The 14314-nt window shown below is 41.2% G+C and carries 14 protein-coding genes and 2 pseudogenes; 4 read left to right on the forward strand and 12 right to left on the reverse strand.

Annotated features, from left to right (window positions below):
* Positions 1–515: 515 nt before the first annotated feature.
* Positions 516–1031, forward strand: a pseudogene (locus tag IQ230_RS27870) (Uma2 family endonuclease).
* Between the two features lie 154 nt (positions 1032–1185).
* Here IQ230_RS27870 and IQ230_RS06505 read toward each other — a convergent pair.
* Together IQ230_RS06505 and IQ230_RS06510 are read right to left on the reverse strand one after the other, a co-directional pair.
* Positions 1186–2628: a serine/threonine protein kinase gene (locus IQ230_RS06505; protein WP_193931231.1), complete on the reverse strand. Its 1443-nt coding sequence runs from the start codon at positions 2626–2628 to the stop codon at positions 1186–1188.
* Positions 2629–2689: 61 nt separating this feature from the next.
* Complete coding sequence (locus IQ230_RS06510) at positions 2690–4642, reverse strand: BamA/TamA family outer membrane protein (protein ID WP_193931232.1); 1953 nt, start codon at positions 4640–4642, stop codon at positions 2690–2692.
* Between the two features lie 164 nt (positions 4643–4806).
* Here IQ230_RS06510 and IQ230_RS06515 point away from each other — a divergent pair, with 164 nt between their 5' ends.
* Genes IQ230_RS06515 through IQ230_RS06525 form a run of 3 tightly spaced genes read left to right on the forward strand, consistent with a single transcriptional unit; the run spans position 4807 to position 7786 of the window.
* Positions 4807–6051, forward strand: a complete 1245-nt coding sequence (locus IQ230_RS06515; RefSeq protein WP_193931233.1) for a lipid-A-disaccharide synthase-related protein — start codon at positions 4807–4809, stop codon at positions 6049–6051.
* 48 nt (positions 6052–6099) lie between these two features.
* Complete coding sequence (locus IQ230_RS06520) at positions 6100–7020, forward strand: ABC transporter ATP-binding protein (protein ID WP_193931234.1); 921 nt, start codon at positions 6100–6102, stop codon at positions 7018–7020.
* Entirely contained in the window at positions 7013–7786 is a 774-nt protein-coding gene (locus tag IQ230_RS06525) for an ABC transporter permease (RefSeq protein ID WP_193931235.1), read from the forward strand. Before IQ230_RS06520 ends, IQ230_RS06525 begins: the two co-directional genes overlap by 8 nt.
* Before the next feature lie 13 nt (positions 7787–7799).
* On the opposite strand, the gene IQ230_RS06530 is transcribed toward IQ230_RS06525, so the two are convergent.
* The 10 genes and pseudogenes from IQ230_RS06530 to IQ230_RS06575 form a co-directional block, all read right to left on the reverse strand.
* Positions 7800–8345 carry an RNA 2'-phosphotransferase gene (locus tag IQ230_RS06530; RefSeq protein ID WP_193931236.1) on the reverse strand — a complete coding sequence of 182 codons (546 nt, stop codon included), beginning with the start codon at positions 8343–8345 and terminating at the stop codon, positions 7800–7802.
* Positions 8346–8520: 175 nt separating this feature from the next.
* Positions 8521–9114, reverse strand: coding sequence for an esterase/lipase family protein (locus IQ230_RS06535; protein WP_193931237.1), 594 nt, complete (start codon positions 9112–9114; stop codon positions 8521–8523).
* A gap of 78 nt (positions 9115–9192) precedes the next feature.
* Positions 9193–9405: pseudogene (locus IQ230_RS26440) on the reverse strand (putative toxin-antitoxin system toxin component, PIN family); the annotation flags it as partial.
* Positions 9406–9604: 199 nt separating this feature from the next.
* Complete coding sequence (locus tag IQ230_RS26445) at positions 9605–9748, reverse strand: hypothetical protein (protein WP_228054643.1); 144 nt, start codon at positions 9746–9748, stop codon at positions 9605–9607.
* A gap of 204 nt (positions 9749–9952) precedes the next feature.
* On the reverse strand, positions 9953–10384 hold the full coding sequence (locus IQ230_RS06550) for an archease (RefSeq protein ID WP_193931238.1): 432 nt from the start codon (positions 10382–10384) through the stop codon (positions 9953–9955).
* A gap of 1 nt (position 10385) precedes the next feature.
* Positions 10386–11273 carry a CobW family GTP-binding protein gene (locus IQ230_RS06555; protein ID WP_193931239.1) on the reverse strand — a complete coding sequence of 296 codons (888 nt, stop codon included), beginning with the start codon at positions 11271–11273 and terminating at the stop codon, positions 10386–10388.
* Positions 11274–11319: 46 nt separating this feature from the next.
* On the reverse strand, positions 11320–12780 hold the full coding sequence (locus tag IQ230_RS06560) for an RtcB family protein (RefSeq protein WP_193931240.1): 1461 nt from the start codon (positions 12778–12780) through the stop codon (positions 11320–11322).
* Between the two features lie 225 nt (positions 12781–13005).
* On the reverse strand, positions 13006–13206 hold the full coding sequence (locus tag IQ230_RS06565; RefSeq protein ID WP_193931297.1) for a hypothetical protein: 201 nt from the start codon (positions 13204–13206) through the stop codon (positions 13006–13008).
* A gap of 158 nt (positions 13207–13364) precedes the next feature.
* Positions 13365–13754, reverse strand: coding sequence for an alr0857 family protein (locus IQ230_RS06570; RefSeq protein ID WP_193931241.1), 390 nt, complete (start codon positions 13752–13754; stop codon positions 13365–13367).
* The gene (locus IQ230_RS06575; RefSeq protein ID WP_193931242.1) at positions 13732–14289 is read right to left on the reverse strand and encodes an HNH endonuclease; all 558 of its coding nucleotides are present in this window, start codon (positions 14287–14289) and stop codon (positions 13732–13734) included. The genes IQ230_RS06570 and IQ230_RS06575 overlap by 23 nt, the downstream gene beginning before the upstream one ends.
* Positions 14290–14314: the final 25 nt, after the last annotated feature.

The raw sequence follows: 14314 nt of genomic DNA on the forward strand, positions 1-14314 counted from the left end.
AACTAGGAATTATTGGCGAAGATGATCGAGTTGAGGTCACAGAGGAATGAACAGCCCATTAAGACTGCATTACTCGACTCATTGGGGAGTTAGCATTAGTAGGCGATCGCGCAACTCTACGCAGTCAATCTGCCATAACGTTCAACAATAGCGAACCGGAACCAGATTTTACAGATCCGTGCAAAATCGGTTTAATGATTACCCTAGCTCTCATCCAAGGGCAATTGATGTCTTGCTGTTAATTGAAGTTACCGATTCATCTTTGAGTTACGATCAAGAAATCAAAGTATCTCTCTATACTGAAGCAAAATTTCTCACTATTGGATATTTAATTTAGTAGAAAACATTCTAGAAGTCTAGAGAGATTCCTATCAAAGTTCACAAGGCAAACATAGCCACGGAATAAAGCGTATTATATTGCCTCATCAAGCGATTGTATTTCTTTCTCATCCAATTCTTGACTCGATTTATCTAAAATGCTTCCTATTATTCGAGCTTAAATGATGTCTTAATCCATCACTTCTACTTCAACCAAGTTAACTTTTGCTGAATATCTTTTTTATCAAGGAAAACCCGACGTTTTATATGAACTGTTTAGGGGTCAATTAATCCTTATGGCTGCGCCTACAGCTTTACACACTAGAATCTGTAATTTCTTGGTTTATCAGTTTCAAGGCTACTTCGCTAATGTTAATATATCATTAAGAGCAACAAGCTCAACTAAAGTAAGAATTGAAGAGAACTCGTCACGAATTCCTGATGTTGTCGTGTGTACTTAGACTCTATGGAAACAACTATGTCATAGAGCAGGTGGTGGCGTACTAGATTTTCATGAAGCACCTCAATTAGTAGTTAAAGTTGTCAGTGATAATTGAGGAGAAGATTATATTCGTAAATATGCAGAGTATGCTTCGCTGGATATTCCTGAATATTGGATTATTGCTCCTAAAAAAGAGCGAATATGGATTTCAACTCACGCCGAAAATGAAGAAGGATACGAAAAAAAGAGTTCAAGCAAGGACGGCAAATAGTTTCTCTTCAGTTTCCAAAACTTATTTTATCCGTTTGAGCAAAAAGCCGCACGATTAGCTGCTAAGTTACGGGAAATGGGAATCGAGCCTGATACTCTTGAGTAAGATGCGCGATCGCCTTCACAATAAATAAGCGATCGCACTCTTATTATTCCTATTCTGGTTGAGCATCTGGAGATTGAGTTGGTGTATCTAAACTATCACCAGTTTGCGGTTCTCCAGTTGCTTCCGTTGGGGGTGTAGGGGAAGCAGGTAGTGTTGGAACTACAATTGATGGTGCTTCCTCTGTCGGGGAAGGTTCCGATGGAGATGGGGATTCACTAGCAGGCTGTGATGTATCTGCTGGAGAAGGCGATTCGGGTGATGCATCTGGGACAGGAGATTCAGTAGGAGATGGTGCTTCTACTGGTGTTGTTGATTCTTCTGGTTCAACTCGGTTACGCGGACGCCAACGAAAAGGCGCTGGTTCTTCTGGGGGTGTCGTTGCTTCGGGTTGTGACGATGGCGTCATTTCAGTATCGTTTTCACCAGTTTTTTGAATATTACTTGGTGGAACGATTGCAGGTGCCGTTTGTTGAGGACTATCATCTTCAGATAACACATTAGCAACAGCAACCGCAGCCACACCCGCGATCGCAGCGGCTCCAATACCGAGTACAATTCCAGATAACCCCCGTTTACGCTGAGGGACACCCCGTGGAGGTTCTATTGATTGTGGCTGGGGAATTACTGCAACTGTGGCGGCGGTGTGAGTAGGCACTGATTGAGTTTGGATATCCGCTGCTGTAAAAGATTCTGAGGGTAATAAAGCAAGCCATTCTGATACCGTTGCAGGGCGAAACTTAGCTTCTACCGCCATACCACGCATGACAGCTTGGTTAATTGCAATACTTAGTTGCGGCTGGACATCGCGGGGTGTTGGCATCGAAACGCGATCTCGTAAACTAGCTGCAACAGGAACCGTTGCTGTTAATAAAGAATATAATGTTGCTGCTAAACCATAAACATCAGTTGCAGGAGTACGCAGTGCGTGAGGTAGATACTGTTCAATCGGTGCGTATCCTTCAGAAACAATATTAGTATGCGTTTGTGTATGACCTGGAGTAAATTCGCGGGCAATGCCGAAATCAATTAAAACAACTTCCTGCGTGCTTTGGCGTAAAATAATATTTTGTGGTTTAACGTCTCGATGTAATAAATTATTTTTATGTACTACTTGTAAAGCTGCCGCGATCTGGCGAATATAGTGAATTGCTGTTGCTTCTGAAAGTGGATTATTAGGAAAAACAACTTGATCTAATGTTTGACCAGGAACGTAGTCCATCACCATATAAGGTAATGTGTCTTCTATAAAAAAGTCGCTCACACGTACAATATTGGGATGAACACAAGTCGCTAATCTGCGGGCTTCATCTTGAAATTGCCGATAGAAACTGACATATTCAGGATGCTGTCGCAGTTCCTCGTTGATCGTTTTAATAACGACAACTTGACCTAAGTACTGGTGAGTCGCTGTAAATGTAATCCCAAAGCCACCGCGTCCAATTTCTTGATCTAGGGTATATTTCCCTCGTTGCAATTTTTTTCCTACTAGCATAGTCAAGCCTCCCCACCGAACGATAAAGTATAAATACCGACTTCTACTTTATCGCTCCTCCTTAAAAGCGATGACCGAAACCAAACTGTAAGCGACTTTCTCCTTGATCGTTAAATCCAAAATCAGCACGAATTAAACCAATCGGTGAATTGACTCGCACACCAGCACCATAGCCAAAGCCTGATCCTGGTTTATCGCGTACTACCGCTGGTTCTCCGAGTACTGTATCTCCTGAACCTAAATCTGAAGCAAAGTCAGCAAAAACCACTCCTCCAAGAAAATCGAGGATTGGAAAGCGGTATTCTGCCGAAGCTAACACAAACGATCGCCCACTGCCAACTTCCCCGCTACCATAACCGCGTACTGAATTTAAACCACCCAAATTAAACGCTTCATAGGGTGGTAAATCGCCAATTGTTGTCCCCCCTTGAACATTAAAGGCAAAAACTTCGGGATCATCTTTGCCTCCGATCAAATCGACAGGAACATACTGACTATAATTAGCCCACAGGCGACTCATTGAAATTGCCCCTTGACCAATGGGAATTGACTGTTCCGCGTTCAGGCTGAGTACAGAACCTTCAGTTGGATTGACAAGGTTATTCCGAAAATCTTTCGTCGCAGCAAAAGATATCGTTGTCAAATCGTCGATTCCTGTACCACTCAAGGTTAAAGGATTACCCAACTCATCTTCAGGGGAAATATTCCCTGCGCGATCGCGAATACTGGTGCGTTTGTAGTTTAATCCCATTGAAGCTTGCCAGTCATCAATCGGGCGCTGTAAAGTTACACTTGTGCCAAATTGTCCTTCTCTTGGGCGATCGTCGTTTGGTAATGACACTTCACCATCAAAAGTTTGTGAAATCCCGCGACGGCGAAACGCATTGAGTTGATACCCGAAGCGATCGGGGTTACTCTCCCGATAAGGACTTGTGAAATTTGTCTCAAATTGAATATCGCGACGACTGATTTGGACATCAGCACCGATTGAATCATTAATACCACTAAAGTTAAAGTCTTTGTAGCTCACTGTCGCAAACAGTCCACTATCATCATTGTAACCGCCACCCAAATTAGCAGCACGCGCTGGCGTTTCTGTCAAGTCATAAATAACATCAACTTTTGTGGCATCGCCTTCTAAAGCAACGCGGACGCTTTGGAATAATCCCAGTTGATACAGTTGTTGTAAGTCTTGTTTAACAGTTTCTTCGCGGAAAACTTGACCTGGTTTGACACTTAATTCACGACGGAGAAAATCAGGCTGCGTGCGTCCTTGGATTAGTTTACCTTTATCATCAACAAACCTACCATCTTCATCTGAAAAGCGGAATCGGACATCACTCACAACTCCTTCTGCAACTTCCAACGTTATTACGCCTTTTGCGTTAGGACGAATCGCGATGACTCGTGCCAAGGTGTAGCCATTCTGAGCATACCACTCGTTAATTTGTTCGACACTTTGACTCAATGCTGATGGACTAATTGGATTGCCAATTTGCGGTTTTATGCGTTCTAATGCTACATTTTGTGGTAATGCTTTTGCACCTGCAAGCTGTAGCGAACGCACAATGACAGGTTCTACCTGAAACACCACATTTAATCCTGAAGCAGTCGGGTTACTACTAACCGTGGCATTTCTAAACAAATTTGTCGCTAAGATCGCGGCGACATCTTGTTGTAGCTGACTTTCACTTGTTTCTCCTCCGACACGAGTTTTAATCGCATTGCGGGCGATTTGTTGTAATTCTTGACTGGTGCCAACAATTTGTACATCCGTTGCGGTAACAAACAAATCGTTACCCTCTACTGGTAACTGCTGCGAATTCGTTGCTAAGTGCGTTGGATTTGTCGGTTCTCTTGTGGGGATAACAACCGCGTTTTGGTATTCTTGATAATACTGCACATCACTGCTGGGAACTAAAACTTGAGGGCTAGCCGTCGCAAGCGATGTATCAATTAACTCTATGGCAGTCAACCCAGCCAAGGTACAAATTGCAGCACAAGAAACACGCATAGCAAAAGAGGGGTGAGGAGTGAGGGAGAACCAGTGCATTGCGGAAGTGACCGCGCCCTTTGTAGCAGCTGGCGTTGAGGGGTAAGTAATCAGCCTTGAATGCGAATTACTCATTACTTAGTTTATGAACTAACAGACACTTACTGGTGTTATTTTGTTTCTAGATGAATAATTTATCAGCATTTTCCTCAAGTTCTACGCTAAAGTTACTTTGTCTTAGTAATGGTCACGGTGAAGATGTAATTGCTGTGCGGATTTTACAAAAATTACAGCAGTTAACTTCAATTGACATCGCTGCTTTACCTATAGTTGGCGAAGGACGCGCCTACTCACAATTAAGTATTCCTATAATTGGTGCAGTGCAAACAATGCCTTCCGGTGGATTTATTTATATGGATGGGCGACAAGTTTTGCGAGATTTACAAGGTGGTTTGCTCAAACTAACTGTGTCTCAAATTAAGGTAGTCCGCAGTTGGGGAAAAACCGGAGTGATTTTAGCTGTAGGTGATATTGTACCGTTACTTTTTGCTTGGGGGAGTGGGGCAAATTACGCTTTTGTCGGCACAGCGAAATCAGAATATTACCGAAGAGATGAATCAGGATGGCATCAACGGCGATCGCCAATTTCACGTTTAGAAAATTTATCTAGTTCAGTTTACCATCCTGTGGATCGTTATTTGATGCGTCACCCGCGCTGCAAAGCGGTATTTCCCAGAGATACACTAACAACAAAAACATTACAAAAATGGGCAATTCCTGCATTCGATTTGGGAAACCCAATGATGGATGGATTAGAAGCGCAGAATTTATTAAAGCTAGATACAGATCCGCAGCGGTTAACGATTCTGTTACTTCCTGGTTCGCGCCCTCCTGAAGCTTATGAAAATTGGCAAAAAATTCTCCTCGCTGTTACTCAATTAATCTTTGCATTTCCGACGCGATCGCTATTATTTCTCGCGGCGATCGCTCCCACGTTAACTTTAGAACCGTTGTGTCAAAGTCTTATCGATTCAGGTTTTTCTCAAGCAAGCTTGACATTTGAGCAAAAAAATGCATCAGTTATTCTAACTCAAAATGCTTACAACGATTGCTTACACCAAGCAGACTTGGCAATTGCAATGGCGGGAACAGCCACCGAACAGTTTATCGGTTTAGGAAAATGTGCGATCGCCTTTCCAGGGAATGGACCACAATATACGTATGCCTTTGCTGAAGCCCAAAGCCGTCATCTTGGTTCATCATTAACTTTAGTTGAACACCCAAAACAAGTTGCGGATGCAGTGCGATCGCTGCTTCAAGATCCAACTCGACTTCAACAAATTGCCGAAAACGGCTATCAACGCATGGGAGAACCAGGCGCAGCCCATCGAATCGCCCAATGTTTAGTCCAGCAATTCAACTTAGAATAGATTACAGAAGGTAAAGCTTTAGACATTCCCTCACCCCTCACCCCTCTCTTGATCGCCCTAGAAGTTCACAACTTACATAAAACCTACAAGCAACGTAAAAAGCTGATTGAAGCTGTACGTGGCGTTTCTCTAAACATAAATTCTGGTGAAATTCTCGCATTTCTGGGTCCCAATGGCGCAGGAAAAACAACTTGTATCAAAATGATTGCAGGCTTAATTAAGCCCGATGCAGGATCGGTCAAAATTGCAGGTTCTGATCCGCATCGCAATCCGCGATCGCTGCGTTTGGTAGGTGCAGTTTTAGAAGGAAACCGCAATCTCTACTGGCGACTCACTCCCGAAGAGAACTTAGAGTATTTCGGGACATTGCGCGGACTCAATCGCCGTGTAGCGCATAAAAACGGACTGCAATTATTAGAAAGATTTGACTTAATATCAAAGCGCCGCGCCCCTGTACAAACACTTTCACGGGGGATGCAGCAGAAGTTGGCGATCGCAGTTGCATTAGTTCATACTCCACGGTTGTTGTTACTCGATGAACCTACGCTAGGTTTAGATGTGGAAGCAAGCCAAAATGTCAAAACTTTAGTACGCGAGATTGCGCGTGAAGGCTGCGCGATTTTGTTAACAACTCATCAACTTGATGTCGCAGAAGAAATTTCGGATCGAGTTGCGATTATTCAACAAGGCAAAATTTTAGCCGAAGAATCAACTCGCGAAATTATCCGGCGCTTTTCGGGTTCAACTTATATCATCGAGATAGCGGGTGAATTAGATTCCGTACAAACGAGTAAACTAGAATCTCTAGGTGTCATCATCCAAGCCGATAGAATTATTTACGAGGGAACCTCAGAAGGTTTATATCAAGTTCTAGCTGTTCTCAATCCTCTACCTTTAATCCAAGTCAAACAACAAGCTGACTTAACGCAAGTCTTCCTCAAAATTGTCCGAGACAACCGTAATGCTTGAACTATTTTTAGCTGAACTCAAACGCAGTTGGATTGAGTTTACGCGCTATCCTGTTGATGCGATCGCCGGAGTTTTTATCATTACATCCGTATTTTATGGCTTATTTCTCAGTGCCCGTTACATTGCAGGCCCTAATTTACAATTTGGCGATCGTCTTGATGCGATCGTTGTCGGATATGTGCTGTGGACTTTGGTAATTTTTGTTGTTACGAGTATTGTCAGTATCCTGCAAATTGAAGCACAAACGGGAACTTTAGAGCAAGTCATGCTGACACCCTATGGTGTATCGCGGGTATTTTTGGCACGAGCGATCGCAAGTTTAACTATCAATCTTGTCATAATTACAGGAATTTTACTACTAATTCTCTTACTAACAGGACGACGATTATATTTTCCTCCTACTTTAATTTTGCCACTCGTGACAGTTTTATTCGGTGCTTATGGTTTAGCATTCCTCATGGCTTCTTTAGCTTTGCTATTTAAACGTATCCAACAACTACTTGGCTTAACACAATTTGCATTATTATTTCTCCTTACAATTCCCTCAGAAACCTGGAGTGGAACGCTAGGGATTGTAAGATTACTGTTACCAATGACAATGGGCGCAGGAATCCTCCGCGATTTAATGGCACGTAATTTAAGTTTGAACATTGTTGAGATTTTGCTTGCCTTACTCAACGGATTAGGATATTTAATTTTAGGTTTGGTTATATTTCGTCGGGCTGAAGTTGAAGCGAAGCGGCGAGGTATTTTAGGAGGTTATTAAAAAGTTCAAATATTTAGATGCGGTGTAAATAATCCGTTGGTACACTATCTACTAACCAAACATTATTATCAGAACAGTAAAAAGTGTAACCTGCTTGCTGCATTGCGGCTGCATCTATCGCAAATATAACTGGGTGTCCGTGTCTAGCACCAACTTTACGCGCTGTTTCAATGTCTGCTGATAAATGTACGTGATGTCGCGACATTTTGTTTAATCCATATTGCTGAATCAAATCTACAGCTTTATGTCCAGTTCCGTGAAACAGCACATTGGGAGGAATAGCAAGTTCTAATTGTAAGTCAATTTCTACACTATGCCCCTGATTAGCTCGAATTAAATTACCTGTCACATCAAAAGAAAAGCGTTGTTTGTCATTTTTGGCAACGACTTCATTCAACTCACTACGGCTAATCGGAAATGCATTTTTTGCACAAGTTATTAATAATTCATCTACTTTAACCCAGCCACCAGGCGCTAACTTTAAACCAAGACGTTCCGGTTGATGACGTAGATGCTTGCTGAGATATTTACTAATTTTAATTAGACGATTTTTATTCATCAAACTTAGATATATACAAATTAAATAAAGTATGAATATTAATAAATTCAATCTCAGTAAGAAAAAACTCTACACAAGGAATGACTAGCTTCACTAGCAACAGATTAAACTAAAACGAAGCAGGCGATCATTAGTTCGGTACAAGCGTTGCTGTGATGGGCAATTTTCAAATATATTACTGTGTGAGAGCCTCAGCAACTACTTGTAGTACTCTGTTATTAAAAGGCATACAGTCATGCCAAAGAACAGGAATCTGCACAGAGTTACCAATGGGAAGTATTGAATAACTAGCTGGCAAGATTACTACATCAAAGGGAGTCCAAATACTTGTGCAATCGATAGATGCCAAGCATTCAATATGCCGATGTAGCATCCTTAACAATGGGCTATTTGGTTGCATTTGACAACATCCCAAATGGGACAAGAGATATGCAGTCCACGTTCCACGATGAGGTGTAGAAATGCTGATGAAACGTTGAACCTGTTCAACTCCACCTAGACACTGAAGATAATATCGACCTGCAAGTCCACCCATACTGAAGCCTACAAGATCTATGGGTTGATCTAGGGAAAAGTTTTTGCTGATGTAGTCTTTAATCTGCCGCGCCCAATGTTCTAACCCTAATTCTCCAGTGCTTGGTTCAAAACTAAGAGAATAGGTACGCCATCCTAAATGACTAAGATAATCTGCTAATTTACTCATTTGCAGGTGGCTAGAAATTCGACCATGAAGCAATAGAACAGGATTACGGATAGACATCGCATTCATACGAGTTCATTCTCTAATGAAGTAGCAGCAATCTCCTCATCAATAACCTCATGCTAACTTAACTCTAAATATCAGCTGCTACTCATGCTCAATTGTCTTTAAGAACTCTTCTGCTGTAATTATTATCACACTCCGAAATGGATGTAATACAAGCAAATCTTTGTCGCCAGTAATTGTGTACTGGGCTTCTCCGTTCAATGCCAATACTAAAACCTTATCATCTTTTGGATCGCGGCACTCTTGCACATTCTCAGTTATTTCTACTAGAACTGCCCGTTCTACTAAAGCTTCTAAAAATTCCTCTTGTTCTTAGCTTGTCACATACTGATTAAAGCTTTCGCGCCCTAATACCTCATTCAATTCCTCTAGTAGTTCAAGTGATAGTAGTACTTCTCAGTCTACTAAAGCATACCGAAGAGTCTGCCCAGGTTTACTATTTTCAAACAGAAGCGCGCTGATAATTACATTTGTATCAAAAACGCAGCGTACTTCATTCATCATTTAAAATTGATTCTAAAACTTCTGGGGTTAATCCTCGTGCTTGCGCATTCCGACTAATCTCACTCATCACTTCTTCCAGAGTTTTTTTACTTCTAGTTGCATTGCCGAGTTTAAGGCTAAGTAGTGCCTCCATTTTCCGACACTCTTCCTCAGAAGCTTCCTCAAAAATGCGGGCTACCTCAGCATTAACGCGAATTGTAATAGTTTTGGTTTCTATGACAGCGATGTGATGCTTAATGACTGTAATTTTATAAGTTCTTCTATTTTACTAAAATAGCAAATTTAATCAATCTTTTCGTTTACTAAAGTTGGAAAAAACTATAATTATTACCTATTATTAAATGTCCAAAATTACCATAGCTTGCCAACCATCAGCACTTTTTTCTAATTGAAAACGATGTAGAGTTACAGCTTTAACATCAACGCGCTGATAATGTTTACTAGGATTGAGTTTTTCTCCTTGTGTAACTGCTTGAAGATGGTGTATTCCTGCTTCTTTTTCTAAATTAACTTGTTGTGGACGCAGCAGTAGTAATTCGCTATCTTTGTAGTAAATAAATTCTTGGAGAAAGTTAAACAACAGCATATCTAATGCCTCGTTATTCAAGTTGAATTGGCGAGTTTCTTGGAGGGCGATCGCATCAATATTATCAATCATTGTATTAATTGTTGCATCACCCGCAGCAATGAACAGTTCTTCCAAATCTTTTCCCCAAGCTCGAAAAGCAATGTCTGCGATCGCGATATCTTCCAAATACTCATAAGGCATATTACTGCTCACACATTTTTAACTGATCAATAATTTCTTCTTGATATTCTTTAACCTGTCTACCAATAAAAACTAACTCTGTAGCATCTTGCTCAAATGGTTCTAAATCCCAGCGTCCAGCCACAAAATTAAATAAATAAACTTGGTCAACAAATTTTATAAATCCTTTTGCTCGATACACATTTTTTTCTATCAGTTTATCAGCAAATTCCTCAAAACATTCTAGCTTTAAAGTAGCCTGTGTTTTATAACTAAACGAATCAAATTCAGGTTGATGAACATGATGCGGTTCTGGTTGTATTCGTTCTCTAGCAATTCCAAATAATAAATCTGGATCGACTTGACAGCGCTGAGTGTACAGAATCTCGGCGACTTCGTTATACAAATGTAACTTTGCTTCGATTGTTTGCAACTGTTCTTCTGTGACTAAATCGACTTTATTGAGTAATATGGTATCTGCGGCTTCAATTTGCATTCGTGTTGTGTGACCAATACTTGGATATTTCACCATTGCATCTGCATCAACAACAGTCACTACACCATCCAATCGGACTTTAGTTAAACTTTCTTGAATATCAAATACTAACGCATCAGGTTCTGCGACACCTGTTGTTTCCACCACAATCATCTCAGGATGAACTGTCTCAAGAATTTCGTCAACTGCTGCTTCAAATTCTCCGAGTAGCGAACAACAAACGCATCCGCCACCTAAATCCGCCATTGCGACATTTTTACCTTGAATAACTTTGCTATCGATCGCAATTTCACCAAACTCATTCATCAAAATAGCAATTTTGCGAGGAATTGAGTTGAGAATATGACGTAAGAGGGTAGTTTTACCACTACCTAACGATCCTGTAATTACTGTCAGCGGAATGCGCAGTTCCATAGCTTATTTCTGTTTTTATTGCAGCTTGCTAAAAATCAAAATTTGCTTAGCCTTTAATATTTCCAATTGGCGTAAAGCGCACCACTCTTTTACTAATTCCTGCTAATTCTGCGGCTTCAATAACTTCATCAACGTCTTTGTAAGCGCCTCCAGCTTCTTCGGCTAATCCCGACAAAGAGGTACTGCGGACATAAATACCCCGCGTTTGCATCTCTTTTTGCAGTTTTTCACCACGAAACGTTTTTCGCGCCTTGGTACGACTCATTGTGCGTCCACTTCCATGCGCCGTACTAAAGAAACTTTGTGCACCACTAGGAACACCTAATAACAAGTAAGAACCAGTTTCCATACTGCCACCAATAATTACTGGTTGACCGATATGTTGGTACTTGTCAGGAACACCCATCATTCCAGGCGCAAATGCACGAGTTGCACCTTTGCGATGTACTAAAAGCGATCGCTTTTTACCATCTACAACATGACGTTCTAGTTTAGCCGTATTATGCGCTACGTCATACACCACATGCATTCCTAAATCTTCTGCGGAACGCCCAAAAATCTCCGAAAAAACCTCACGAATCCGGTGTAAAATCACTTGTCGATTAGCAAACGACATATTTAAACCACACTTCATTGCCGAAAAATACGCTTGTCCTTCAGGCGAATCAAATGGCGCACAAGCTAACTCGCGATCTAAAATTTTGATGCCATACTTGCTTTCCATCACCTTAAGGAAAACTTGCAGATAATCAGTCGCTACTTGATGTCCAAAACCACGACTACCACAGTGAAACATCACAACGACTTGATCTGGTTGAGTAATGCCCATTTTTGCTGCTAATTCGGGATCAAAAATATCCTTTTTCTTAGCAACCTGAATTTCTAGATAATGGTTTCCAGAACCTAAAGTTCCAATTTGATTAAAACCACGATCAATTGCTTTTTCACTAATCTTGGCAGCATCCGCACCTGCAATACAACCTTGTTCTTCTATCAGTTCTAAATCTTCTTCCCAACCATAACCATTTTCAACGCACCATCGTGCACCTTTTTCAACAACTTTGCGAAATTCATTACGCGATATTTTAACAAAACCAGTGCTTCCTACTCCTGCAGGAACTCGCTCATAAAGTCGATCGACAACTTTTTTAACATACGGTTTTATCTCGTCATACGTCAGGTTTGTCACTACCAAACGCATTCCACAGTTAATATCAAACCCGATACCGCCGGGAGAAATAACGCCGCCATTTTCGACATCCATAGCCGCAACTCCACCAATAGGGAAGCCATAGCCAAAGTGTCCGTCTGGCATACATAAGGCATATTTAGTGATTCCTGGCAGTGTTGCTACATTGGTAACTTGGTCGTAAACAGCATCGTCCATTTCCTGGATTAATTTTTCCGTTCCATAAATACGCGCTGGAACACGCATACCTTCTTTGTACGAGATAGGAATTTCCCAAATCGTATCCGAGATTTGCTTTAATGATTTGATATCAGCCATTTTTTATTAAAGAGTACTTGAAAAATAATTAAAAGTAACTTTCAACTGCATTATTATTTGAAGTTTTTAACCGCAATTATTATCACAAATAAGTGAGAATTTATTGACATTTTTTCAACTGAAAGTAGAGCTACAATTTTGTAATTGCGGTATTCTACTTTCAGCTACTACGTTCACGAATAACTACCTATCCTCGAATTCACCTCATCACAAATGCAGAAAATATTATTTCGGTTCTTCTGCGGGACGTTGCGTTGCAGGAGGATGATCTACAAATTCTTGAGTTCTGGTAGTATTTGTTGTAGCTCCTTCGGGTAGAAGATCTTCAGGATCGACGGTTTTGTCCGCAGCAATATCCATGACACCTTCAGCATTTGTATTAGGTTTGTCAGAAGTACCTTTATGATTGGCATGACCGCTAGACATATCTACTTTCTCGCATGACATAACTGAACATACATTCAGCTTATGATCGTGGAATATAGTGCATACCCTATCTAAGGGCTTAGATTCAATAAGCCGCAGTGCTTCTAAAGCGATTGCGCAGAGCGCAGCACTCTCATGCGATCGCATCTCAAATACTTTTACTCTCCCACAACAGTTGCGCTCATTTGAGCTTCTTGCCAAAGCTTAAATAGTAAACACTCAACTACATAAGACAAAGTAGTCACAAAAATACCTTCTTCAGTCTCTGTATCGGATGCTAGCCAAGTACCTTGAAGAGAGACTTCGATATACTCTGCGTCACAAGCACACAGCGTAATTGTATCCTCTTTGAAGCGTCGAGCCTCAGTTTCTAGAGAATCCAACCCTGGTAAATCAGCAGGTAATAAAAACGAAGCCATGCTAGGTTCAATACAAATGCGTTTACCGACTCGGAGTGCCAAAGTAACTCGCAGTGCTACCCATTCCTCTAGTGGTTGCGTTAAGTACTCTAAACAGAAATTACTATCAAGATATGTTAGTTTCAGCATTGTGCTTTGAAGTTCCTCCTATTTCAGGTGGAAACGACTCAGATCGCCAAAAATGTTCGGCAAAAGCAACCGTGGGGTGCATTGGTGCTTTTGGTTTAGTGTGTAGAGGCATACCAGCTTCAAGAGGAGTGCGATCGCTTTTACGTTGGTTACACCTTTCGCAAGCCGTGACGACATTATCCCAAGTGTGTAAACCACCCCTAGATACTGGAAGGACATGATCGAGTGTCAAATGTTTGCGGCTGCCACAGTATTGACAGGTATGGTTGTCGCGCCGCAGCACTTCGCGCCGATTGACTGGCGGAACTTTCCAAATTCGTTCGACACTGGCGACTGTTAGTCGAATATAAGCTGGAACTGCAAGTACAATACTTGGCGATCGCACGAACCAGCTTGTCTCTTGAACTAAATCTAGTGCTTCAGCTTTACCTGCAATTAATAGTTGAACAGCTCGTCGGACGTTAACTTTACTGATCGGAAGATAATTTTTGGAAAATACAACTACTGACTGGTCTAATACTTGATTTACGATCATAATAACCTAGCTCCTATATAAAAAA

The sequence above is a fragment of the Gloeocapsopsis crepidinum LEGE 06123 genome, assembly GCF_015207655.1.
Lineage (GTDB): Bacteria > Cyanobacteriota > Cyanobacteriia > Cyanobacteriales > Chroococcidiopsidaceae > Gloeocapsopsis > Gloeocapsopsis crepidinum.